Here is a 21,787-nt window from a genome sequence, read left to right as displayed (position 1 = left end):
GGTTCACCCCTGCCATGGCGCCTCCGCCGTCATGTCCACCTTTCCGTGAGGTGTATGAACGACACCGGGACGGGAGGGAGATGGAATGCCGGTGGAGGGGCGAGCGGTTGGAGGGGACGTGGGGGAAGGACTCGATCGACTTCTTGAGGGCCGGAGGCTCTCGCCCGTGCAGCGGCGGATCGCGCGCTATCTCAACGACCACCTGGCCGAGGCCGTCTTCCTGTCCAGCGTGGAGCTGGCGGAACGGGCCGGGGTGAGCCAGCCCTCGGTGACCAGGTTCGCCACGTCGCTCGGCTTCGCCGGCTATCCCGAGCTGAGGCAGGCGCTGCGGCCGTTCGTGGTGAGCGAGCGGCCCCTGTCGCGGGCCAACGACCTGCAGACCGCGATCGACGCGGAGATCGAGAACCTGCGGAGTGTGCGCGACCGGCTGGCCGACCCCTCGGTCATCGCCGAACTGGGCGCCGCGCTGGCCGGGTGCGAGCCGCTGCCCGTTCTCGGGCTGCGGGTTTCGAGCGGGCTGGCCACCACGTTCGCCTACTTCGCCCGCAGGATCCACCCCGACGTCCGCCTGCTGACCCACGGCGGCTCCGAGCTGGCCGACGGCCTGGACGCCGCGCGCAGGGCGGGGGCCGCCTGGCTGGTCGCCGTGGTGCTTCCCCGCTATCCGGCCGAGGCCGTACGGGCCCTGCGCGGGGCCAGGGAGCTGGGCCTGCGGACCGCGGTGATCACCGACAGGCGCGACGTGCCGTTCGAGGCGGACGTGATCCTGGACGCCCCGGTCGGTGAACGCCTGGTGTTCGACGCGCACACGGCGCCGCTCGCCCTGGCCATGGTGCTGGTCGAGGCCATGGCGGACGCGGCGCCGCTGCGGACGCAGGCCCGGCTTGAGGAGTACGAGCGGATGATCGACAGGGCCGGGGTCTTCACCGGGAACCGGCCGGGTACGGCTAGCCCGCCAGCTTCCGCAGGGAACGCACGGACCAGGTGAGGGTCAGGGCGCCGAGCACGAGGAAGACGGCGAAGGCCACCGGGATCGTGGTGTCGGTCAGGCGCTCGGCGAACAGCGAGCGCCCGGCCTCGACCGCGTAGTAGAGCGGGTTGAACCTCGCGACGGTCTGCATCCACTGCGGGCCGAGGGAGACCGGCAGCAGCATCCCGGCCAGCAGGGTCAGCGGAAGGGCGAAGAACTGCACGATCTGCGACAGGCCGTTCTCGTCGCGGATGGCCAGCGCCAGGCCGTAGGAGAGACTGGCGGCGAACAGGCCGGTGGTGGCCATGAGCAGCAGCATCAGCAGGGCCGCCGCCGGGCTCAGCCGCAGGCCCATGAGCACGGCGACGCCCATCACCAGCAGCGCCTGGCAGGCGAGCACGAGCATGTCCTTGACGACCCGGCCGAGGATGATCGCGGGCCGCCAGGCCTGGCTGACCGCCAGCCGTTCGAGCACGCCGTTGCGGGTCTCGTTGATCATGGCGAAGCCGGTGAAGAGCGAGCCGAACAGCGCGATCATCATCATCGCGCCGGGGGTGAACATCCGCAGCGCCTCACCCATCGTTCCGCCCCGGGTGGTCTTGGTCAGCAGCGGGGCGAACAACAGCAGGTAGAGCACGGGCTGCATGATGCCGATCAGCACCCAGGCCGGATTGCGCAGGATGGCGCGCAGCTCGTGGCCGAAGAACAGTGCGGTGTGCCGGAACATGGGGGGTCCTAACGTTTCGACGGTGGGGGTGGTCGTCAGGCGGCGTCACGCAGGGAACGCCCCGTGTGCCGCAGGAAGACGTCGTCCAGCGTGGCCCGGTCGAGGGAGATGGACCGGATGGCCAGCCCACCGGCCTCAAGGGCGCGCAGCAGTGACGTCAGGTTGCGCTCGCCGTCGTCGAGGTAGGCCAGCAGCGCGTCGTCCCGCTCCTGGGTCTCCTTGATGTACGGCTGCGCGGCCAGCAGCGGCAGCGCCGCGGCCCGGTCGTCGACCCTGAGGGTGACGACGTCCCCGGAGATCTCCCGCTTGAGTCCCTGCGGGGTGCCCTCGGCCACGATCTGGCCGTTGTCGATGATGACGAGCCGGTCGCACAGCGCGTCGGCCTCGTCCAGGTAGTGGGTGGTCAGCAGCACGCTGGTGCCCTGGTCGCGCAGGGCGCGCACCTCCTGCCACAGGTTGGCGCGGTTCTGCGGGTCGAGGCCGGTCGTCGGCTCGTCGAGGAAGACCAGCGGCGGCCGGTTCACCAGGCCGACCGCCAGCGCGAAGCGCCGCTTCTGGCCGCCGGACAGCGTCTTGAGGGGGCGCCGGGCGATCTCGGTCAGGCTGAAGGCCGCGAGCAGCTCGTCGGCCCGGACGGCCGCCTGCCTGCGGGAGTGGCCCGCCAGGCGCGCGGCCAGCAGGAGGCTGTCGAGGCCGGGGGCGTTGTCGTCCATCCCGCCCGTCTGGCCCACGTACCCGATCCGCTCCCTGACCTTGGCCGCCTGCCGTACCACGTCGTATCCGGCCACGGTGGCCGTTCCCGCGGTCGGGGCGGTGAAGGTGGCGAGCATCCTGACCGTGGTGGTCTTGCCCGCTCCGTTGGGGCCGAGGGCGGCGAAGATCTCGCCTTCGGAGACCGACAGGTCGATGCCTCTGACGGCCTCGACCTGCTCGCTCCCGCCTCGCCCGCGCCTGGTGAAGGTCTTGCGCAGTCCGCGCGCTTCGATGATCATTACACTCCGTTCCGCCGGATGTCCGGGGGTGACTGGGGGTGGGGAGGCGCTCGCGCGACCTCCCGGGAAAGGCTGGACCCTCTCGCGGTGTGAGGCTCAACCCCTTTTCACGGCAGCTTCCCGTCGCGAACCTTCTCCATGGCCTCTTCGAGCCAGGTGAGCTGGGCCTGGAGCTGCAGGATGTTGAGCCGCAGGCACTCGTCGATGTGCCGGGGGGCGCCGAAGGCCTGCTTGCCGCCGATCGCGCGCTCGGTCATGGAGATCGAGAAGCGCAGCTGCGCGGCCCTGGCCTCCATCGCCGAGGTCAGGTCGGCGGGTGAGAGCCGGTCCATGAAGGTGAGAGCGACCTGGAACGGGTCCACGATCGGCTTGATCTCCCACCAGTGGCTCATCAGGTGCCGGGCGAACTCCGCACGGCCGATCTCGGTGATCCCATAGACGGTCTTGCCTCCCTTTCCCTCCTCGACCCGCTCAAGGAGGCCTTCGTCGGCCATCTTGGCGAGTCCGTGGTAGATCGAGCCGTAGGCCACGTTGGCCCAGTGCTGGGTGCCCATGAGTTCGAGGCGGCGCCGCACCTCGTAACCGTGGAGAGGGCCGTCGAGCAGTACGCCGAGCAGTAGAACACGAGTGGAGGACATGTGCAATTTTTTATTCAAGTTTGAATACGATGTCAATCGTGGGCTACGGTGCCGGGCGTGAGAGAGATCAGACGTGACGACGACGGCGCCCTTCTGGGTTACCTGCGGCCGGTGGGGGACGCCTGGCAGCCGCTGACCGTGTTCGGCTATCCGCTGGGGGAGCCCCGCCCGGACGAGGAGGCGGCCGAGGAGGTCCACCGCTCGGGCCTTTCCGTGCTGGGCGAGCCGTGGCTGTTCCTGCAGGAGGGCAGATGGCACCGGTGCGTCATCCTGGAGGCCGACGAGCAGGAGGTCAGGGTCCGGCCGACGGGCCACGACTACCCGCACGACGTCTACGCGCTCACCCTGGAGCGTCCCGGGCCGGACACCTTCCGCCCCGAGTAGGGTGATCCACATGTCCGAACGTCCCCTGGCACTGGTGACCGGAGCCTCGCGGGGGGTCGGCGCCGCGGTCGCGCGCGCCCTGGCCCCCACCCACGACCTGCTGCTCGGCGGCCGGGACACCGCGGCGCTCGCCGCGCTGTCCGCGGAACTGCCGGGCTCGCGCCCCTGGCCGGTCGAGCTGACCTCGGTCACCGAGGCCGACGTCGCCGGGATCGACCGGCTCGACGTGCTGGTGCACAGCGCCGGGGTGGCGATCCTGGGACGGATCGCCACGACGCCCGCCGAGGTCTGGCGGCGCACCCTGGACCTCAACGTGGTCGCGGTCGCCGAACTGACCCGGCTGCTGCTGCCCGCTCTGCGCGCGGCCCAGGGGCGGGTCGTGCTGATCAACTCCGGGGCGGGCCTGCGGGCCAACCCGGACTGGGGCCCCTACGCCGCCAGCAAGTTCGCGCTGCGGGCCTTCGCCGACGCGCTCCGCCTTGAGGAGCCCGCCCTGCGGGTCACCTCCGTCTATCCCGGGCGGATCGACACCGACATGCAGCGCGGGGTTCGCGAGCAGGAGGGCGCGGCCTACGAGCCGGACAGATATCTGACGCCCGAGTCGGTCGCGCGGGTCGTGCTCACCGCGGTGAGCGCCACCCCGGACGCCCACGTCACCGAGATCACCGTCCGTCCCAGCGCGGGCCCGGTCAACTGAGCGGTGTCTTGGACGACCCTTTTGCCCTTCATGTGAGCCGTGCGGGGCGCCCGTGAACGACCCTGTTCACATAATGGAGGGTGTTCGCCGCAGCGCGGGGAGACTCCTTCCCGTCCTCGCCAGGAGCGCCCCAGACGCCCGGGCGGGGAGCGTCCGTGCCGGAGACGGCCTACTGGTGTGAGCTGGCCTGGCTGCCGCCGGGCGAGGTCGCCTCGGGGGTGCTCGTCACGGTCACGGGCTCACGGATCTCCGAGGTTGCCTCCGGCGTCGCCGTCCCTCCCGCCGGGGCCGTACGGCTGGCCGGGCTGACCCTGCCGGGGCTGGCCAACGCGCACTCCCACGCCTTCCACCGGGCGCTGCGCGGGCTGACACAGCGGGAGAAGGGCAACTTCTGGACCTGGCGTGAGCGGATGTACGGCGTCGCCGCGACCCTGGACCCCGACTCCCACCACAGGCTCGCCACGGCCGTCTTCGCGGAGATGGCGCTGGCCGGGATCACCTGTGTGGGGGAGTTCCACTACCTCCACCACTCACCGGGCGGCGGGCCGTACGGCGATCCGAACGCGATGGGGCACGCGCTCGTCGAGGCGGCGCGACGGGCGGGACTGCGCATCGCGCTGCTGGACACCTGTTACCTGGCCGGTGGCATCGGCGTTCCGCTGACGGGCGCCCAGCTCCGCTTCGGGGACGGCGACTCGGAGCGGTGGGCGGTCCGGGCGGAGGAACTGCTGGGGGCCTACCGAGGGGAACACGACGTCGAGGTCGGGGCAGCGCTCCACTCGGTGCGCGCGGTGCCCGCCGAGCAGATGCCCGTGGTCGGCGCCTTCTCCCACCACCACGCGGTCCCGCTGCACGTCCACGTGTCCGAGCGGCGCGAGGAGAACGCCGCGTGCGTCGAGGCCTACACCGCCAGCCCCGTCCAGCTCCTGGCCGAGCACGACGTCCTGGGACCCCGCACCACGGCCGTGCACGCCGTACATCTGTCCGAGGTGGACGTCGCGCTGCTCGGGCAGTCACGCGCCCACGTCTGCGCGTGCCCGACGACCGAACGGGACCTGGCCGACGGTCTCGGCCCCGTCAGGGCGCTGTTCGACGCGGGGTCGCCCGTCACGCTCGGCTCGGACAGCCAGGCGGTGATCGACCTGTTCGAGGAGGCGCGCGGCGTCGAGCTGAGCGAGCGGCTCGTCACCGAACGGCGCGGCCACTGGACGGCCGCCGAGCTGCTCCAGACCGCGACCGCCGCGGGGCACGCCTCGCTGGGATTCCCCGAGGCGGGCATGCTCGTGCCGGGGGCCTGGGCGGACCTGGTCTCGGTGCGCCTGGACTCGGTCCGCACCGCGGGGGCCTGCCAGGAGGACGCCGTGGAGATCACGGTCTTCGCCGCGACGGCCGCGGACGTCCACTCCGTGGTCTCAGGGGGCCGCCGGGTGGTCGAGGAGGGCAGGCACGTCCTGGGAGACGTGGGCGCCGCGCTCGCCGCGGTGATCGCCGAGGTGCGCGGCGTGGTTTGAGCCCTTCCGGGCGGGGAACCGGGGGACCTCATGGCGCTGTGTCCTGAGACATCCTCCTTGAGGAGGAAATCCAAAACCGTTCTCTCGGCGTACTTTTTTGGGGAATCTTTGCCCTGGTCCGGGCGTTGTTGAGGCAAGCGGCATGTTCGCGCGCCCGGGGTCTCGATTGAGCGCGCGGGCCTGCCATAAGCAGGCGGAACGAGGTGCCATCTGATGGCAAGGCCGACGGGGAATCGGACGCAGGATCAGCACGTCTCTGATCGAGACCTGCTTGGGACATACCTGGCTGAGATCGGAAGGGTCCCCCTGCTCACGGCGGAGGAGGAGGTCGAGCTCGCCAAGCGGATCGAGGCCGGTCTCTTCGCCGAGCAACTGCTCGACGGCGGGTTGCGGGAACCGCGTATCGCGGACGCCGCCGACGAGGAGCTCGAAAGACTGGCTGTTTCCGGGCAGCGGGCCAAGGATGAGTTCATTCAGGCCAACCTACGTCTTGTGGTGGCGGTGGCGCGCAAGTACTCAGGGCGTGGAATGCCGTTGATCGATCTGGTCCAGGAGGGGAACCTGGGTCTGGTCAGGGCGGTTGAGAAGTTCGACTACCGGCGCGGTTACAAGTTCTCGACGTACGCGACGTGGTGGATCCGCCAGTCCGTCGGCAGGGCGATCCACGAGCAGGCCAGGCCGGTACGGCTGCCGACCCACGCGGGCGAGCAGATGACCAGGCTGATGCGTGTCAGGCGCGACATGCTGGCCGAGTTCGACCAGGAGCCGACGGACGCCGACCTGGCCGAGGTGCTCGAACTGCCGATCGAGAGGGTGCGCGAGCTGCGCCGCTGGGCCTCCGACCCGGTCTCCCTGCAGCTCGGCGTGGGCGACGAGGACGAGACCGAACTCGGCGACATGATCGCCGACGAGACGTGGGCCGACCCCGAGCAGCAGGCCATGGACATCCTGGAGCGCGAGCGCCTTGAGGAGTGGCTGACCGGCCTTGAGGGACAGACCCGTGAGATGCTCCGCTGGCGCTACGGCCTGATCGACGGCCGTGAGCACACGCTGACCGAGGTCGGTGAGCGCTACGGCATCGGCCGTGACCGCGCCCGCCGCATCGAGCGCGACGCCCTGGCCAGGCTGCGGAAGATGGCGATGGCGGCCTGAACCCCTACGATCCGGTACGGCCTCGGGGAGCCGTACCGGATCGGGTCCGGGGTCAGCGTCCGGGGAGCTCCTCGATGAAGCGGTGAAGAATGTCCCGCGTCATGAGCGCCGGTTCCGCCTGGACGACCAGCTGGTTCATGACGTGCCAGAAGCGTTGCACGTCACTCGGCCTGTCGGGGCAGGCGGCCCCGATGAGCTGCCTGAGATAGACGACGTCGGGAAGCTGCTGCTCGGGCATGCGCAGGATGGTGACGGGCCCGCCGCACGCGGCGTGGCCGCCCGCGCTGAACGGCAGGACCTGGACGGTGACGTGGTTGAGCCCGGTGACGGCGACCAGGTGTTCCAGCTGGGCGCGCATCACCGCCGTGCCGCCGACCGGACGGCGTAGCGCCGCCTCGTCGATGACGGTCCACAGCCTCGGGGCGTTGGGCCGGTGCAGGATCCGCTGCCGCCTCATGCGCAGCTCGACCCGGCGTTCGCACTCGGCGCTCGTGGCGTCCTGGTGGGCGAGCCGGATGGCGGCGCGGGCGTAGTCCTCGGTCTGCAGCAGCTCGGGGATGAGCTGGACCTCGTAACCGCGGATGACGTCGGCGGCCTGTTCCAGACCGAGATAGGCGTCGAACCAGCTCGGCACCAGATCGCTGTAGGGGTGCCACCAACCGCGCCGGCTGGCCTGTTTGGCCATCGCCAGCAGCGTGGCTCGTTCCGCCTCGTCGGTGAGGCCGTAGAGGGTGAGAAGGTCCGCCACGTCGCGCTGCTTGAAGCCGGTGCGTCCCAGCTCCAGGCGGCTGATCTTGGAGCGCGAGGCCCGGATCGTCTCGCCCGCCTCCTCAAGGCTGATGTTGCTGACCTCCCGCAGCCTGCGGAGCCGGACGCCCAGCAGCATCCGCAGGACGGTGGGTCCGCTCCCTGCGGGGGAGTCGTCCGTGGTCCGGCCGTCGGGCCGGTCCTTCACGGTCTCGATGTTCATGTTCAGTCACTTTCTGGCGACGGTCGCCGACGTCGGACCGCGGCGCGCCGGTCTCGGGAAAACCGGAGCACGGCGACCGTCCACCGTCCCGCGCGGGAGATCCCGTACGGGGGCGGGGGTGGTCACCGTGTGTCCGGGAGAGGCCACCGCGGACCGTCACGGCGCGGTCCGCGCGAGGTGTGGTGGAGACCTACCTCTTACGGGCGACGCCGCCCAGCGCGTCCACGTCGGCGACCGGGTCGAGGAGAGGCACCTCGGGCCGCCAGTGTGTGATCGGGACGACACCGGGTTCCAGGAGGTCGAGGCCGTCGAAGAAGCCGGCGAGTTCCTCCGGGCTGCGCAGGTGGTAGGGGGCCGCGCCGCTGTCGTTGTACTGCTGCGTGGCCGCGAAGTTCTCCGCGTTGGTGTCGACGCTGTCGTTGAAGGCGAGGAAGCTGCCCGAGGGCAGGGCGTCCATGAGCCGTCTCACGATGGCGTGCGCCTCGCCGGTGTCGCGGACGTGCCCGGTGATCTGCATCAGCACGAGCGCGACGGGCCGGGTGAGGTCCAGCGTCTTGGCCGCGGCGGCCAGGATCGTGTCCGGGTCGTACAGGTCGGCATTGATATAGGTGGTCATGCCCTGGGGGGTGCTGGTGAGCAGCGCGCCCGCGTGCACCAGGACGAGGGGGTCGTTGTCGACGTAGACGATGCGGGAGTCCGGGGCCACCCGCTGGGCCACCTCGTGGGTGTTGTCGACGGTCGGCAGGCCCGTGCCGATGTCGAGGAACTGGCGGATCCCCTCCTCGCCGGCCAGGTGCCGGATCGCGCGGGCGAGGAAGTGCCGGGACGCGCGGGCGAGCCCGGCGATACCGGGGAAGACCTCGGCGAACTGCTCGCCGGCCTCGCGGTCGACCGGGTAGTTGTCCTTGCCGCCCAGCCAGTAGTTCCAGATCCGGGCCGAGTGCGGGACGGTGGTGTCGATTTCTGGCTTCTGCTGGGAAAGCTTCCATTCGGAAGGATTCTGCGGGGAGGAAGGTGAATCATCACGTTTCACCACAGGGGGAGGTCTCCTGTCGTACGCGTATTCCGCTGTCGTCACACACGATAAGGTCGGCGATCCCGTTCGTAGTCAGTTATTGATGATCTTGTCGATATTTGCTGACGTTCGTCCGTTTTGTGAGTAAGGGGCTGGTGTCATCGTCCCGGCCTGTGGCGATGTGTCGGGGCATTCTCTTTCGTGGTCTTTCGTGGGAAAACCGGGTTGGTTTGGGATGGATCACAGCCTTGGTGGACTCTGTCCGAAACGTGGCTGAAACACCGTGTCGTGGAGTTTCACAGATCCGAAACACATCGTGCGGCGCCGTGAAACCACCGGGGAACACGCTGGGGCGCATCGTCAGTGCGCACGGTCGACGGAGCCCGGAGGCGTTCACTGCGACCTGAGACAGGCACGCGCCATTCGTAAGGAGGGTCGCTTCGAATGAAGATCGACAGCGGCACCACTGCCTGGATGCTCACGGCCACCGCGCTGGTGTTGCTGATGACTCCGGGGCTCGCACTGTTCTACGGCGGCATGACCAGGGCCAAGAGCGTCCTGAACATGATGATGATGTCGTTCGCGAGCATCGTCACCGTCACCGTCGCCTGGGTGCTCTACGGGCACTCACTGGCCTTCACCGAGAACGGCAACGGGATCGTCAACGCCTTCGTCGGCGGGCTGGACGCCCTGGGGCTGCAGAGCCTGGTGGGCACGGCGACCAAGGCCGACGGCACCGGGATGCCGAGCCTGGTCTACTCCGCCTTCCAGCTGACCTTCGCGGTGATCACCGTCGCCCTGATCAGCGGCGCCGTCGCCGACCGCGCCAGGTTCGGCGCGTGGGTGCTGTTCACCGCGGTCTGGGCGAGCGTGGTCTACCTCCCGGTCGCCCACTGGGTCTGGGGCGGCGGCTGGCTGTTCGACCTGGGCGTGGAGGACTTCGCGGGCGGCACGGTCGTCCACATCAACGCCGGGGCCGCGGCGCTCGCGCTGACCCTCGTGCTCGGCAGGCGCGTCGGCTGGCGCAGGGAGCCGATGCGCCCGCACAACCTGCCCCTGGTGCTGCTCGGCGCGGGCCTGCTGTGGTTCGGCTGGTTCGGCTTCAACGCGGGCTCGGAACTGGCCGTCGACGGGACCGCGGGGCTGGCGTTCATGAACACCCAGATCGCCGCCGCCGTCGGCGCGGGCGCCTGGCTGGTCGTGGAGAAGGCGCGCGACGGCCACGCGACCAGCCTGGGCGTCGCCTCGGGCGCGGTCGCGGGCCTGGTCGCGATCACCCCGGCGTGCGGCTTCGTCGACCCCTGGGGCGCGGTCGTCATCGGCGCCGTCGCGGGCGCGGTCTGCGCCAGTGCCGTCGGCCTGAAGTACCGCCTCGGCTTCGACGACGCACTCGACGTGGTCGGCGTCCACATGGTCGGCGGCGTGCTCGGCGCGGTCTCGCTCGGCTTCCTGGCCGCCTACCCCCTCCTCGGCCAGCAGGGCAAGGGACTGCTGTACGGCGGCGGCCTCGGGCAACTGGGACTGCAACTGCTGGGCCCGATCGTGGTCGCGGCCTACTCGTTCGCCGTCACCTGGGTCATCGCCAAGATCATCGACAGGGCCGTGGGATTCAGGATCGGCGCCGACGACGAGGTCACCGGAATCGACATCACCTCCCACGCCGAGACCGGCTACGACCTGGGCACCGTGCACGCCTCCGGCGTCACGGTCAGGACCCCGGCGGCCAGTGGCACCGCGAAGAAGGTGGACGCATGAGACTCATCACCGCCGTCATCAAGCCCTTCAAGCTCGACGACGTGAAGGCCGCGCTGGAACAGTTCGGCGTCAGGGGCATGACGGTCAGTGAGGCCAGCGGGTACGGCCGCCAGCGTGGCCACACCGAGGTCTACCGGGGCGCGGAGTACCAGGTGGACCTGGTGCCCAAGGTCCGGCTTGAGGTGCTGGCCGAGGAGGACGACGCCGACGACGTCATCGACGTCATCGTCAAGGCGGCGCAGACCGGCAAGATCGGGGACGGCAAGGTCTGGTCCGTCCCCGTGGACACGGTCGTGCGGGTCCGCACCGGGGAACGCGGCCCAGAGGCGTTGTGAACCGGCGTTCCTACGCCGCGGCCCGCAGGGAGCGGACCGCGGAGGTCGACCGCTGGCTGGCCGGGCTGCTGAGGAGCGCCCGCGGCGCGCCGTACGGGAAGGACGGCGCGGGGAGCGGGGAACGCGAGCCGTCCGGGATCGCGCTCGTCGCGGTCGGCAGCCTGGGCAGGGGCGAGCAGGCGCCGGGCAGCGACCTCGACCTGGTCCTGCTGCACGACGGCAGGCACGACGTGGCGGCCGTCGCCGACCGGCTCTGGTACCCGATCTGGGACTCGGGCGCGGGCCTGGACCACTCGGTGCGGACGGTCGGGGAGGCCGTCGCGGTCGCCGGAGACGACCTGAAGGCGGCGCTCGGGCTGATCCAGGCCCGGCACGTCGCGGGTGACCCGGAGCTGACCAGGGCGGCCAGGGAGGGCGTGCTGGCCGGGTGGCGGGCCGACGCTCGGCGCAGGCTCGCCGAGCTTCGTGAGGCCGCGGGCCTGCGGGCGGCGGCCCGCGGTGAGCTGGCCTTCCTGCTGGAACCCGACCTCAGGGACGCGCGCGGCGGCATCCGTGACGTGCAGGTCATGCAGGCGGTCGCCGCGGCCTGGGTCGCCTCGGCGCCGGGGCCGAGGGTCAGGCAGGCCCACGAACTGCTGCTGGACGTCCGGCACGCCCTGCACCTGGTGACCGGGCGGGGGAGCGACCGGCTGGTGCTCCAGGAGCAGGAGGCGGTCGCGGGCGTCCTCGGCCTGCTCGACGCCGAGGTGCTGATGCGCGCTCTCGCGGAGGCGGGGCGGACCGTCACGCACGCCTTCGACGCCACCTGGCGCGCCGTCGACCGGCTGGTCGGCGGCCCCGCGCCCAGGGGGCGCCGCCCGCTCGCCGACGGCGTGGTCGAGCAGGGCGGCGAGGTCGTGCTCGCCCGCGACGCGGACCCGCGCGCCGATCCGGTGCTCGTGCTGCGCGCCGCGGCGGCCGCCGCCGAGGCGGGGCTGCCGCTCGCGCAGGCCACGGTGAGCGCGCTCGCCGCCCACTCGCCGCCGCTGCCCGTACCCTGGCCCGCCGAGGCGCGCGACGCCCTGGTCGGGCTGCTCGGCGCGGGACAGGCCGCGGTACCGGTCTGGGAGGAGCTGGACCAGGCGGGCGTGGTGGTCGGTCTGCTGCCCGACTGGGAGCGTGTACGGCACCGCCCGCAGCGCAACCCCGTGCACCGCCACACCGTGGACCGGCACCTCATCGAGACGGCCGCGGGGGCGGCGTCGTTCACCCGCGAGGTGGCCCGGCCCGACCTGTTGCTCGTCGCCGCGCTGCTGCACGACCTCGGCAAGGGATGGCCCGGGGACCACTCGGTGACCGGGGCGGTCGTGGCTCGGGATATCGGCGCCCGGATGGGACTCTCCGCGCCAGATGTGGAGACCCTGGAGCGGGTGGTCCGTCACCACCTGTTGCTGCCGGAGACCGCGACCCGCCGCGACCTCGACGACCCGGTGACGATCTCCAGGGTGGCCGAGGCGGTCGGATCACGCGAGGTCCTGGAGCTGCTGGCCGCGCTCGCCGTCGCCGACGGCCGCGCCACGGGACCCGCCGCGTGGAACTCCTGGAAGGCGTCCCTGGTCGCCGACCTCGTGCGCCGGGTGCGCTCGGTGCTGTCCGGCACGCCCGTCAGACCGGCCCCGGTGCTCTCGGCGGCCCAGACGTCCCTGGCCAGACACGGTGGCGGCGCCGTACGGGTCAACGGGGGAGCGGTCACCGTCGTCGCCCCGGACAGGGCCGGGCTGCTGTGGAGCGCGGCAGGGGTGCTCGCCGCGCACCGGATGGTCGTCCGCGCCGCCTCGGCCGCCTCCGCGGGGGCGACGGCGGTGATCGAGTTCGCGGTCGTCCCCGAGTACGGCTCGCCGCCCGATCCGGCGACCCTGGAGGCTGACCTGCGGCTCGTTCTCGCCGGACGGCTCGACATCGGGCGGCGCCTGGCCCGCAGGGCCGCTTCGGCCCGGCCGCCCCGGGTGCCGGTCGCGCCACCACGGGTCACTATTGTTGACGACGCGTCCAACACCGCAACCGTGGTGGAGGTGCGCGCACGGGACCGACCGGGACTATTGTGGCGAATCGGCGGGGCTTTTGGAGACTGTGGTCTTGACGTGCGAGCCGCACGTGTAGAGACTCTCGGCGCAGAGGCGGTGGATGTCTTCTACGTTGTCGATAGAGCCGGGCGTCCTCTGACTGACGAGGCCCAGCGGGCACTGGTGCGGGACCAGGTGCTTGCCGCCTTGCGATAACCATAGGAAATCGTTCTCTCGTCACCTTCGTAACGATTGCGTCCGGTTTGTCGGCTTTGTCGATTGCGTCCCGTGACCATGTGGTCTGATGAGGGCCACCTATGTCGTGATGGTGAGAGGTAGAGCGAGAGCGGTGACGACGGCGACAACCGAGGGCGGCGGTACCGCGGCACACAGCCGCGGCAGGCGCTTCGCCGCCCGGTTCGGTTTGCGGAACTGGCGTGTGCGGACGCGCCTCACCGCCCTGATCCTCGTGCCGACCGTGGTGGGCGTGGTGCTCGCCGGAACGCGCGTGGTCGCCTCCATCGACAGCGTGGCCGGATACCAGCGGACCGCCTCGGCGGCCGAGTACTCCGGATCGCTGCGAGAACTGGCGCAGGCCCTCGGTTTGGAACGTGACCGTGTCGCCTGGGCCGCCTTCCAGCCCTCGAACCAGGGCCTGCAGGACGCGGCGGCGGCGCAGGCGAAGACCGTCGACGCCCTGGTCGGCAAGGTCAGGCTCGACCTGCAGAACATCGACGACAGCTACGGCCAGCGCGCCGCGGAGGCGGCCAGGGACGTGGGCTACCAGCTCGCGGGCCTGGGCGAGCTGCGGCAGCTGCCCGGGACGAACCGGGCAGAGCGCTACAGCATCATGATCGCCCCGCTGCTGCAGCTGCACGAGGAACTCACCCTGGTCAGCGACGACCCCGAGATCGTCGGCAACACCCGGGCGCTCAGCGCGCTGGCCCGCGCCAAGGAGGAGGTCTCCCGGCAGCGTTCGCGTCTGCTCGCGGGCTACTACGCCCCCTCGCAGATCACCGCCCAGGAGATCGAGAAGTTCATCGCCTCCAGATCGCGCATGGAGGAGTACAAGGCCGACTTCACCATCGAGGCGAGCGGCGCCAACCGCCAGCTCCTCGTCAAGGCCCTGATGGACGAGAAGGTCTACCGGGCCGAGCTGACCAAGGCCAGGGCGATCGTGCTGGCCAGCGGCTCGCAGTCGCAGGGGCGCCTGCTGACCGACTTCGCCGCCGTCAAGCAGTGGTTCGCCGACAACACCACGATCCTCGACCGGATGGGGAAGGTCGAGACCCAGGTCGCCACGGCCGTGATCACCCGGGCCAGGGAGCTTGAGGACACCGAGCAGCGCAACGCGATCATCGCCTCCGGGCTGATCCTGCTCCTGCTGATGCTGATCCTCGGACTGACCGTCCTCATCGCCCGCTCGATGGTCCTGCCGCTGCGCCGTCTGCGCTCCGAGGCACTGGACGTGGCGGGCTTCAAGCTTCCCGAGGTCGTGCGCAACCTGCGGGTCTCGGGAGACACCAGGGCGCCGGACATCGCCCCGATCTCCGTCGACTCCAAGGACGAGATCGGAGAGGTCGCCAAGGCCTTCGACGAGGTCCACCAGCAGGCCGTACGGCTGGCCGCCGAGGAGTCCGAACTCCGCTCCAACATCAGCGCGATGTTCGTCAACCTCTCCCGCCGCACCCAGACCCTGGTCGAACGGCAGATCTCACTGATCGACGGCCTGGAGAAGGGCGAGGAGGACGGCGGGCGGCTCGCCGACCTGTTCCGGCTCGACCACCTGGCCACCCGCATGCGCCGCAACTCGGAGAACCTCCTGGTCCTGGCGGGCCACGAGCCCTCCCGCAGGCGCAGCCAGCCGGCCAAGCTCGTCGACGTCGTGCGTGCCTCCCTGTCGGAGGTCGAGGACTACGAGCGGGTCCAGGTCAAGGTGCACCGCACGCTCTCGGTCTCGGGAAGCGCGGCCAACGACGTCGTCCACCTGATCGCCGAGCTGGTGGAGAACGCCATCCAGTTCTCCCCGCGGGCCAGCCAGGTCGTGGTCTCCAGCAGCATGATCGAGGGCGGCGGCGCGCTGCTCGCGGTCAGCGACGCGGGCATCGGCATGACCAACGAGGAGCTGATCGAGACCAACCGGCGCCTGGCGGACCCGCCCGTGGTCGACGTCTCGGTCTCCCGGCGGATGGGCCTGTTCGTGGTCGGCCGCCTGGCCCTGCGCCACGGCGTCCGGGTCCAGCTGCGCCCGCAGGAGTCGGGTGGCCTCATCGCCATGGTCCTGTTCCCCGCCGCGCTCATCGTCGAGACGGTCCAGCCGAGCCAGACCCCGTCGTGGGGCGGGGAGTCGCAGAGCCAGAGCTCCTTCGGGCAGAGTTCCTTCGGGCAGAGCTCGTTCGCGGGCACCTCCCTCAGCCGGACCTCCTTCGGGCACACCTCCCTCGGGCAGGGACATCCCTCGTTCCCGCAGGCGGACCCCTTCAGCTCGGTGTCCTTCCCCGACGAGCACCCCATCCCCGCCGACCAGCCCATCGCCTCGGGCTCGCTCGGCGCCCCGTCCGGCACGGCCTACCCGCTGCCCAAGCGGCCGGTCCCCGGGACGGGCGGCGGCGCGGCGACCGGCGCCCCCGCCCCGTCGAGCGGCTTCTCCGCCTGGGGGCACAGCTCCCACGACGCGCTCGAAGCCCACGACGACCCGGCGACCGCGTCGATGCCCGCCGTACGGGTCTCCCCGCTCGAACCCGAGCAGGAGGAGTTCCTGCCGATCTTCGCCTCCGTCGAGTCCGCCTGGTTCCGCAGGACCGAGGCGGCCGCCGGGCACGGCGAGACGGCCGACGAACCTCATGAGACCGAGGAACCGGAGGAGGCCGGCCAGACGTCACAGGCCGTCAGGCAGGCCCTTCCCGGCCCGGAGACACGTGACGACTCACAGGAGGCCGAGGCCGGCGACCCCGGCCAGGCGTCCGAGCCCGTCGCGCGACCGCTCAGGCCGCGGACACCCGTCCGCGAGCCGGAGAACTGGGAGGCAGCGGCCGACGCCGGATGGCGGGCCGCCCAGGCGGCCAGCGACCCGGCCCTCGGCGGGATCACCGCCGCGGGCCTGCCCAAGCGCACCCCGAAGGCCAACCTGGTCCCGGGTACGGCCGCGGCCGTACCGTCGACTCCGATGCCGCCCCTCTCGCCCGAGCGGGTCCGCAGCCGCCTGTCGAGTTTCCAGCAGGGGGTACGGCGGGGACGGGCCGAACTCAACGAGGACTCCGCCAGGACCCTGGCGGATAAGGAGGAGGGCTCGTGACGACCCTGAGCCACGAGGCAAGCAGGTTCGACTGGCTGATCACCGAGTTCGTCCGGGGCACTCCAGGGGTGGCGCACGCCGTGTGCGTGTCGGCGGACGGGCTGCGGCTGGCCAGTTCGGAGGGTTTCCCCGACGACCGGGCCGACCAGCTCTCCGCCGTCGCGGCGGGCCTGCTCAGCCTCACCGTCGGGGCGTCCCGCGTCTTCGAGGGCGGGGCCGTGACCCAGACGGTGGTCGAGATGGAGCGCGGGCTGCTGCTGGTCATGGCGATCAGCGACGGTTCGGTGCTCGCCGTCCTCGCCTCCCCCGAGTGTGACATGGGACTGGTCGCCTACCAGATGACCCTGCTGGTCGACCGTGCGGGTCAGGTGCTCACCCCCGCTCTGCGGGCCGAACTACAGGCATCCCGGAGATGACGATGAGGTTCACTGGAGGGGGCCGTGCTCGGGAGTGATGGAAGTGGGGACGAGGAACCCCTGTTCCGTCCCTACACGGTCACCGGCGGTCGCGCCGAGCCGCGCTACCACATGGCGATCGAGACCTTGGTCTCCTCCTCGTTCATCATGGACGAGGAGCTGGCCCTGCTCACCCCCGAGCAGGAGGCCATCATCAGGATGTGCCGGGCGTTCCGGTCGGTCGCCGAGATCTCGGCGCTGCTGAGGGTCCCGCTTGGCGTGGCCCGCGTGCTGGTGGCGGACATGGCGGACGAGGGACTCGTCCGCCTCCACCAGCCGAGCCTCGACAAGGGACAACCGGATCTCAACATGCTCGAAAGGGTTCTCAGTGGACTTCGCAGGCTCTAACCGTGGCGGCCTGACGTCGACGAAGATCGTCGTCGCCGGTGGCTTCGGCGTCGGCAAGACCACGTTCGTGGGTGCCGTCTCCGAGATCCTGCCGCTGACCACGGAGGCGGTGATGACCGACGCCAGCGCCGGCATCGACGACCTCGGCCTCACCCCGAACAAGGCGACGACCACGGTCGCCATGGACTTCGGCAGGCTGTCGCTGGACCAGGAACTGATCCTGTACCTGTTCGGCACGCCGGGCCAGCACCGGTTCTGGTTCATGTGGGACGACCTCGTCAAGGGCGCCATCGGCGCGGTGGTCCTGGTCGACACCCGGCGGCTGGCCGACGGCTTCCCGGCGATCGACTACTTCGAGGAGGCCAAGCTCCCCTTCGTGGTCGGCATCAACGGTTGGGACGGCAGGTTCCTCCACACGGAGGAGGAGGTGCGCGAGGCCCTGGCGCTCGCCCCGCACGTCCCCATCGTGCGCACCGACGCGCGCTCCCGCGACTCCGTCAAGGGCACGCTCATCACGCTGGTCGAGCACGTCCTGCGGGTCCGCGCCGCCTACGGCATGCCCGTCTGAGACCTCCGAGCACGGCGCGCGCGGGAGGGCCCCCTCCCGCGCCGCTCTCTCCCGTACGGCCGGTCAGGCGGGGATCCAGTCCTTCCAGACGATCGCGTTCTCCCTGACCCACTTCTCCGCGGCCTTCTCCGGGGTCATGTTCGCGTTGACGATGTCGTCGGCCACCGCGTTCTGGTCGTCGTTGCTCCAGGTGAAGTTGCGCACCAGCTCGTAGGCCCTGCCACCGGTCTCGGCGAACCTCCTGCTCACGACCTTGTCCAGCAGGTAGGGCGGGTAGTCGCAGGCCACCTTCTTGGGGTCGGCGTCGCAGCCGATCGCGTAGGGGGGAAGGTTGACCTTGACCAGCTTGAGCCGGGTGAACAGCCACTGCGGCTCGTAGAAGTACATCAGCAGCGGGGTCCGCCGTTCCGTGGCGACCTCCGCGGCGTTGATCAGAGCCTTCTCGCTTCCCGCGTAGACCACCTTGTAGTCGAGACGGAGATTGCGCACCAGCGCCTCGTCATTGGTGACATAGGAGGGGTCGCCGTCGAGAACCTGCCCGGCGTCACCGGACTTCTTGGTTCTGAACAGCCCGGCGTATTTGTTGAGGTTGCGCCAGTCGGTGATGCCGGGATATCGCTCGGCCATCCACTGGGGCACGTACCACCCGATGACACCCCTGTTGCCGTTGCGCCCGGCGGAGACCGCGACTTTCCTGTCCTCGATATAGGTTTTCTTCTCCGCCTCACGACCCCAGTTCTCGACGATGACGTCGACCGTCCCCTTTTCCATTCCCTCCCATGACTCTGTCTCGTTGAGCGGCACCTTCCGCACCGTGTAACCGAGCTCCCGTTCCAGCAGCACACCGAGGACGGCGGCGCTGGCCTCGTAGCCGACCCACGGGTTGACGGCGATCCGTACGAGGCCGCCGGTCACCGGCCGCCTCTGCTGCGGGGCGGAGCACCCGGGCAGCCACACCAGCAGTACGGCCGCCGCCACGAGGCGGGTCAGCGGATGCGACAGTGCCCTCACTGGGGCATCCAGGAGGACCAGACGGACTCGTTGGCCTTGATCCACTTCTCCGCGGCGGCCTCGGCGCTCAGGCCGTTGTTGACGATGTCGTTCGCGACGGCGTTCTGCGCCTCGTTCGTCCAGGAGAAGTTCCTGACCAGCTGGTAGGCCCGGCCGCCGGTCTCGGCGAACCTCCTGCTCACGACCTTGTCGAGGTCCAGCTCCGCGTAGTCGCAGGCGACCTTCTTGGGGTCGGCGTCGCAGCCTTCGGTGTGCGGGGGCAGGGCGACCCTGACCAGGTCGATCCTGTCGAACAGCCAGTGCGGCTTCCAGAAGTAGAACAGCAGCGGCCTGCGCTGGCGCTGCGCCTGGGTCGCGGACTCGATCAGCGCCGCCTCGCTGCCCGCCACGACGACCTTCAGGTTCAGCCCGAGGTTCTTGATCAGGGCGTCCTCGTTGCTGACGTAGGACGGGTCGCCGAAGAGCAGCTGGCCCTTCCCGCCGGACTCGGAGGTCCTGAACAGGTTCGCGTACCTGTTGAGGTTGCGGTAGTCGGTGATGCCGGGATACTCCTTGGCCATCCAGCCGGGGATGTACCACCCGATGACGCCCTTGTTGCCGGTCGAACCGGCCTCGACGGCGACCTTCCTGTCCTGGATGAAGGTCTTCTTCAGGTCCTCGTGGCCCCAGTTCTCCACGATGACGTCGACGTCGCCCTTCTCGAAGCCCTCCCAGGAGACCTGCTCGGCGAGGTTCTCGCGTTTGACGGTGTAGCCGAGCTTCTTCTCCAGCAGGTGGGAGAGCACCGCCGTACTGGCCTCGTAACCGGCCCACGGGTTGACGGCGATCCGCACGACGGAGTCCGCCGGCGACGGCGCCGCGGCCTGACCCGTCTCGACCCTGGCGCCCGCGCATCCCGCGGCAAGCGCGACGGTGAGGGCGCCGGCGAGCAGACGGATGCTGCGTCCGATCCTCATGAGATCCTCTTCTTTCCGGGAGACCATCGGGAGACCTTCCTGGCGGGGCGCTCCGCGGCGCCCCTGGTGATCCGGTCGAGCGTGACCCCGACCAGAACCGTCGCCACTCCGGCGGCGAGCCCCATGCCGAAGTCGGCACGCCGGGCGAAGCCGGAGACGACGTCGTAGCCGAGCCCGCCCCCGCCGACCAGCCCGCCGACCACGACCATGGCGAGTGTCATGACGACGCCCTGGTTGGCGGCCAGCAGGATCGCCCCGCGGGCCAGGGGCAGGCGGACCTTCCACAGCACCTGCCACTCGGTCGAGCCACAGGATCGGGCGGCCTCGACGGCCGCCGGGGAGACGGCGCCGATCCCGTCCTGGACCAGCCGCGCGACCGGGGGCAGGGCGTAGACCACGCAGGCCAGGACCGCGGTGAACCTGCTCGCGCCGAACAGGGCCAGCGCGGGCAGCAGGTAGACGAACGACGGCATGGTCTGCGCGGCGTCGAGCAGCGGGCGCAGCACGGCGGAGAAGCGGGGAGAGCGGGCCGCGGCGACGCCGAGCGCGAGCCCGGCGGCCAGGGTCAGCGCCGTCCCGGTCAGCACGGTGGTCAGCGTCTCCATGGTGTGCCGCCACAGCCCGAGCGGGGCCGTGGCCAGCAGGCAGCAGACGGCGACGACGGCGTCGCGGGGACCGGCCCGGCGCCAGGCGACCACCAGCACGACCCCGGCGACCAGCCACCACGGGGAGGAGGTCAGCACCTCCTGCAACGGGTTGAGCAGGGCCTCGGTCACGAGGTTCCTGATCGCGTCCGTGACGCCGTACCAGGAGAACTTCGCCCAGGTCACGGCGTCGTTGACCGGTCCGGCCAGGTGGAGCGTCCAGCCGGGAGGGAACCCGGTGCCCAGCAGCAGGGAGGCGGCGGCGCCGCAGAGCGCCAGGACCGCCGCGGCGAGTACGGCCCGGCGCGGCCGTCCTCCCGGTACGGCGCAGGCGGCGACCGTCCGGTCGAGGACGACGGCCAGCGCCACGACGGCCAGACCGGAGGGGAGCATGAGGCCGACATCGGCCCGGGACAGGCCGGTGACGATGCCCGAGCCGAGGCCGGGGGCCGCGATCAGCGCGGCGATCACCACCATGGACAGCGCCATCATGACGGTCTGGCCGACGGCCAGCGCGATCGTCGCGCGGGCCAGGGGCAGGTGGACCGTGCGCAGCGTCTGCCAGCGGGTCGCGCCGAGCGAGGCCGAGGCCTCGACCGCCGAGGGGGAGACCCGCTCGACGGCCAGCGCCGTGATCCTGATCGCCGGGGGAACCGCGTAGACCGTCGTGGCGACGACGGCCGCGGCCGGTCCTATCTGGAAGAACAGCACCATCGGCGCCAGGTAGGCGAAGGTCGGCATGATCTGCATCACGTCGAGGACCGGGTCGAGCAGGCGGCGCAGCCGTACCGAGCGGCCGGCCCACACGCCGAGCGGCAGGCCGAGCAGCAGGGAGAGCAGGACCGAGGCGAGTACGAGCGCGAGGGTTTCGGCGCTCTCCGGCCACACACCGAGCACCCCGAACGCGCAGAACCCGGCCAGCACGGTCACCGCGGTCCTCGGCCCACCGGCAAGCCAGCCGATCCCGCCCGCCAGTCCCATGGTTCCGGCCCAGCCGAGCTCCCGCAGGAGCAGGGCGAAGGCGTCGTTCAGGCCGCCGGCCAGCAGGCGCACGTAGTTGACCAGGAACAGGAAGATCGGGCTGGCGTTCCTGTTGGCGTCGACCCAGTCGCGCAGGTCGCCGATGAGGCGGAAGGCCGCCGCGTCCTCGTCGTGCGGCAGCGTCGCGCTTCCCCCGAAGAGCAGGTGGCAGGCCACGACGATCGCCGCGACCGCCACTGCGATCGGCACTGTGGCAGCCACTGTGGCCGCGGCCGTGGCGGTGAGCGCCGGTACGGCGGGCGGGGCCGGGGCGGCTCGCACGGAGGAGCTCAAGGGGGAGC

General features: G+C 70.9%; 20 protein-coding genes. 12 read left to right on the top strand and 8 right to left on the bottom strand.

The features are described 5' to 3' along the window. The first annotated feature begins 166 nt into the window (after positions 1–166). Positions 167–988, top strand: a complete 822-nt coding sequence (locus ABZ463_RS17340; RefSeq protein WP_362776997.1) for a MurR/RpiR family transcriptional regulator — start codon at positions 167–169, stop codon at positions 986–988. Here ABZ463_RS17340 and ABZ463_RS17335 read toward each other — a convergent pair. The 3 genes from ABZ463_RS17335 to ABZ463_RS17325 all read right to left on the bottom strand — a co-directional run bounded on the left by ABZ463_RS17335 (position 948) and on the right by ABZ463_RS17325 (position 3,327). Beyond that, on the bottom strand, positions 948–1,697 hold the full coding sequence (locus ABZ463_RS17335) for an ABC transporter permease (protein WP_362776995.1): 750 nt from the start codon (positions 1,695–1,697) through the stop codon (positions 948–950). The two genes, ABZ463_RS17340 and ABZ463_RS17335, sit on opposite strands and share 41 nt — an antisense overlap. Positions 1,698–1,732: 35 nt before the next feature. Then, positions 1,733–2,689, bottom strand: coding sequence for an ATP-binding cassette domain-containing protein (locus ABZ463_RS17330; RefSeq protein ID WP_352009572.1), 957 nt, complete (start codon positions 2,687–2,689; stop codon positions 1,733–1,735). Between the two features lie 107 nt (positions 2,690–2,796). Further along, the gene (locus ABZ463_RS17325) at positions 2,797–3,327 is read right to left on the bottom strand and encodes a PadR family transcriptional regulator (RefSeq protein WP_352009571.1); all 531 of its coding nucleotides are present in this window, start codon (positions 3,325–3,327) and stop codon (positions 2,797–2,799) included. 57 nt (positions 3,328–3,384) lie between these two features. Here ABZ463_RS17325 and ABZ463_RS17320 point away from each other — a divergent pair, with 57 nt between their 5' ends. From ABZ463_RS17320 to ABZ463_RS17305, 4 genes are all read left to right on the top strand, one after another. Further along, positions 3,385–3,711, top strand: coding sequence for a hypothetical protein (locus tag ABZ463_RS17320; protein ID WP_362776991.1), 327 nt, complete (start codon positions 3,385–3,387; stop codon positions 3,709–3,711). Between the two features lie 10 nt (positions 3,712–3,721). Next, the gene (locus tag ABZ463_RS17315) at positions 3,722–4,408 is read left to right on the top strand and encodes an SDR family oxidoreductase (protein ID WP_362776988.1); all 687 of its coding nucleotides are present in this window, start codon (positions 3,722–3,724) and stop codon (positions 4,406–4,408) included. Between the two features lie 155 nt (positions 4,409–4,563). Then, entirely contained in the window at positions 4,564–5,919 is a 1,356-nt protein-coding gene (locus tag ABZ463_RS17310) for a formimidoylglutamate deiminase (RefSeq protein WP_352009568.1), read from the top strand. A gap of 213 nt (positions 5,920–6,132) precedes the next feature. Beyond that, a complete protein-coding gene (locus ABZ463_RS17305; RefSeq protein WP_352009567.1) occupies positions 6,133–7,071 on the top strand; it encodes a sigma-70 family RNA polymerase sigma factor in 939 nt (312 codons plus the stop codon). A gap of 52 nt (positions 7,072–7,123) precedes the next feature. On the opposite strand, the gene ABZ463_RS17300 is transcribed toward ABZ463_RS17305, so the two are convergent. Both ABZ463_RS17300 and ABZ463_RS17295 read right to left on the bottom strand, forming a co-directional pair. After that, positions 7,124–8,041, bottom strand: a complete 918-nt coding sequence (locus ABZ463_RS17300; protein WP_362776985.1) for a helix-turn-helix transcriptional regulator — start codon at positions 8,039–8,041, stop codon at positions 7,124–7,126. Between the two features lie 190 nt (positions 8,042–8,231). Then, positions 8,232–9,074 carry an SAM-dependent methyltransferase gene (locus ABZ463_RS17295; protein WP_352009565.1) on the bottom strand — a complete coding sequence of 281 codons (843 nt, stop codon included), beginning with the start codon at positions 9,072–9,074 and terminating at the stop codon, positions 8,232–8,234. 426 nt (positions 9,075–9,500) lie between these two features. Here ABZ463_RS17295 and ABZ463_RS17290 point away from each other — a divergent pair, with 426 nt between their 5' ends. From ABZ463_RS17290 to ABZ463_RS17260, 7 genes are all read left to right on the top strand, one after another. After that, complete coding sequence (locus ABZ463_RS17290; protein WP_362776982.1) at positions 9,501–10,811, top strand: ammonium transporter; 1,311 nt, start codon at positions 9,501–9,503, stop codon at positions 10,809–10,811. Continuing rightward, on the top strand, positions 10,808–11,146 hold the full coding sequence (locus ABZ463_RS17285; RefSeq protein WP_184713272.1) for a P-II family nitrogen regulator: 339 nt from the start codon (positions 10,808–10,810) through the stop codon (positions 11,144–11,146). Before ABZ463_RS17290 ends, ABZ463_RS17285 begins: the two co-directional genes overlap by 4 nt. Further along, complete coding sequence (locus ABZ463_RS17280; RefSeq protein ID WP_352009563.1) at positions 11,143–13,404, top strand: [protein-PII] uridylyltransferase; 2,262 nt, start codon at positions 11,143–11,145, stop codon at positions 13,402–13,404. Before ABZ463_RS17285 ends, ABZ463_RS17280 begins: the two co-directional genes overlap by 4 nt. A 133-nt stretch (positions 13,405–13,537) precedes the next feature. Beyond that, positions 13,538–16,483, top strand: a complete 2,946-nt coding sequence (locus ABZ463_RS17275) for a nitrate- and nitrite sensing domain-containing protein (RefSeq protein WP_352009562.1) — start codon at positions 13,538–13,540, stop codon at positions 16,481–16,483. Next, the gene (locus ABZ463_RS17270) at positions 16,480–16,899 is read left to right on the top strand and encodes a roadblock/LC7 domain-containing protein (protein ID WP_352009561.1); all 420 of its coding nucleotides are present in this window, start codon (positions 16,480–16,482) and stop codon (positions 16,897–16,899) included. Before ABZ463_RS17275 ends, ABZ463_RS17270 begins: the two co-directional genes overlap by 4 nt. A gap of 24 nt (positions 16,900–16,923) precedes the next feature. Further along, positions 16,924–17,286: a DUF742 domain-containing protein gene (locus ABZ463_RS17265; protein WP_352009560.1), complete on the top strand. Its 363-nt coding sequence runs from the start codon at positions 16,924–16,926 to the stop codon at positions 17,284–17,286. Next, positions 17,267–17,854, top strand: coding sequence for an ATP/GTP-binding protein (locus ABZ463_RS17260; RefSeq protein ID WP_352009559.1), 588 nt, complete (start codon positions 17,267–17,269; stop codon positions 17,852–17,854). Before ABZ463_RS17265 ends, ABZ463_RS17260 begins: the two co-directional genes overlap by 20 nt. A gap of 63 nt (positions 17,855–17,917) precedes the next feature. Here the strand turns inward: ABZ463_RS17260 and ABZ463_RS17255 are convergent, their stop codons facing one another. The 3 genes from ABZ463_RS17255 to ABZ463_RS17245 are packed head-to-tail and all read right to left on the bottom strand — an operon-like array spanning position 17,918 to position 21,695. Next, on the bottom strand, positions 17,918–18,865 hold the full coding sequence (locus ABZ463_RS17255) for an ABC transporter substrate-binding protein (RefSeq protein ID WP_352009558.1): 948 nt from the start codon (positions 18,863–18,865) through the stop codon (positions 17,918–17,920). Further along, entirely contained in the window at positions 18,862–19,821 is a 960-nt protein-coding gene (locus ABZ463_RS17250) for an ABC transporter substrate-binding protein (protein ID WP_362776976.1), read from the bottom strand. Before ABZ463_RS17250 ends, ABZ463_RS17255 begins: the two co-directional genes overlap by 4 nt. Continuing rightward, on the bottom strand, positions 19,818–21,695 hold the full coding sequence (locus ABZ463_RS17245; protein ID WP_362776974.1) for an ABC transporter permease subunit: 1,878 nt from the start codon (positions 21,693–21,695) through the stop codon (positions 19,818–19,820). Before ABZ463_RS17245 ends, ABZ463_RS17250 begins: the two co-directional genes overlap by 4 nt. Positions 21,696–21,787: the final 92 nt, after the last annotated feature.

Origin of the sequence: Streptosporangium sp. NPDC020145 (assembly GCF_040631275.1) — a bacterium.
Classification (GTDB): domain Bacteria; phylum Actinomycetota; class Actinomycetes; order Streptosporangiales; family Streptosporangiaceae; genus Streptosporangium.
Note: the sequence above shows the minus strand (reverse complement) of the source record. Positions and strands in the feature narration are given on the sequence as shown.

What these genes read in the sequence shown, in the direction of transcription:
- ABZ463_RS17285 (WP_184713272.1), top strand. Translation starts at nt 10,808, where the DNA reads ATGAGACTCATCACCGCCGTCATCAAGCCCTTCAAGCTCGACGACGTG.
- ABZ463_RS17315 (WP_362776988.1), top strand. Translation starts at nt 3,722, where the DNA reads ATGTCCGAACGTCCCCTGGCACTGGTGACCGGAGCCTCGCGGGGGGTC.
- ABZ463_RS17335 (WP_362776995.1), bottom strand. Translation starts at nt 1,697, where the DNA reads ATGTTCCGGCACACCGCACTGTTCTTCGGCCACGAGCTGCGCGCCATC.
- ABZ463_RS17250 (WP_362776976.1), bottom strand. Translation starts at nt 19,821, where the DNA reads ATGAGGATCGGACGCAGCATCCGTCTGCTCGCCGGCGCCCTCACCGTC.
- ABZ463_RS17290 (WP_362776982.1), top strand. Translation starts at nt 9,501, where the DNA reads ATGAAGATCGACAGCGGCACCACTGCCTGGATGCTCACGGCCACCGCG.
- ABZ463_RS17325 (WP_352009571.1), bottom strand. Translation starts at nt 3,327, where the DNA reads ATGTCCTCCACTCGTGTTCTACTGCTCGGCGTACTGCTCGACGGCCCT.
- ABZ463_RS17330 (WP_352009572.1), bottom strand. Translation starts at nt 2,689, where the DNA reads ATGATCATCGAAGCGCGCGGACTGCGCAAGACCTTCACCAGGCGCGGG.
- ABZ463_RS17300 (WP_362776985.1), bottom strand. Translation starts at nt 8,041, where the DNA reads ATGAACATCGAGACCGTGAAGGACCGGCCCGACGGCCGGACCACGGAC.
- ABZ463_RS17305 (WP_352009567.1), top strand. Translation starts at nt 6,133, where the DNA reads ATGGCAAGGCCGACGGGGAATCGGACGCAGGATCAGCACGTCTCTGAT.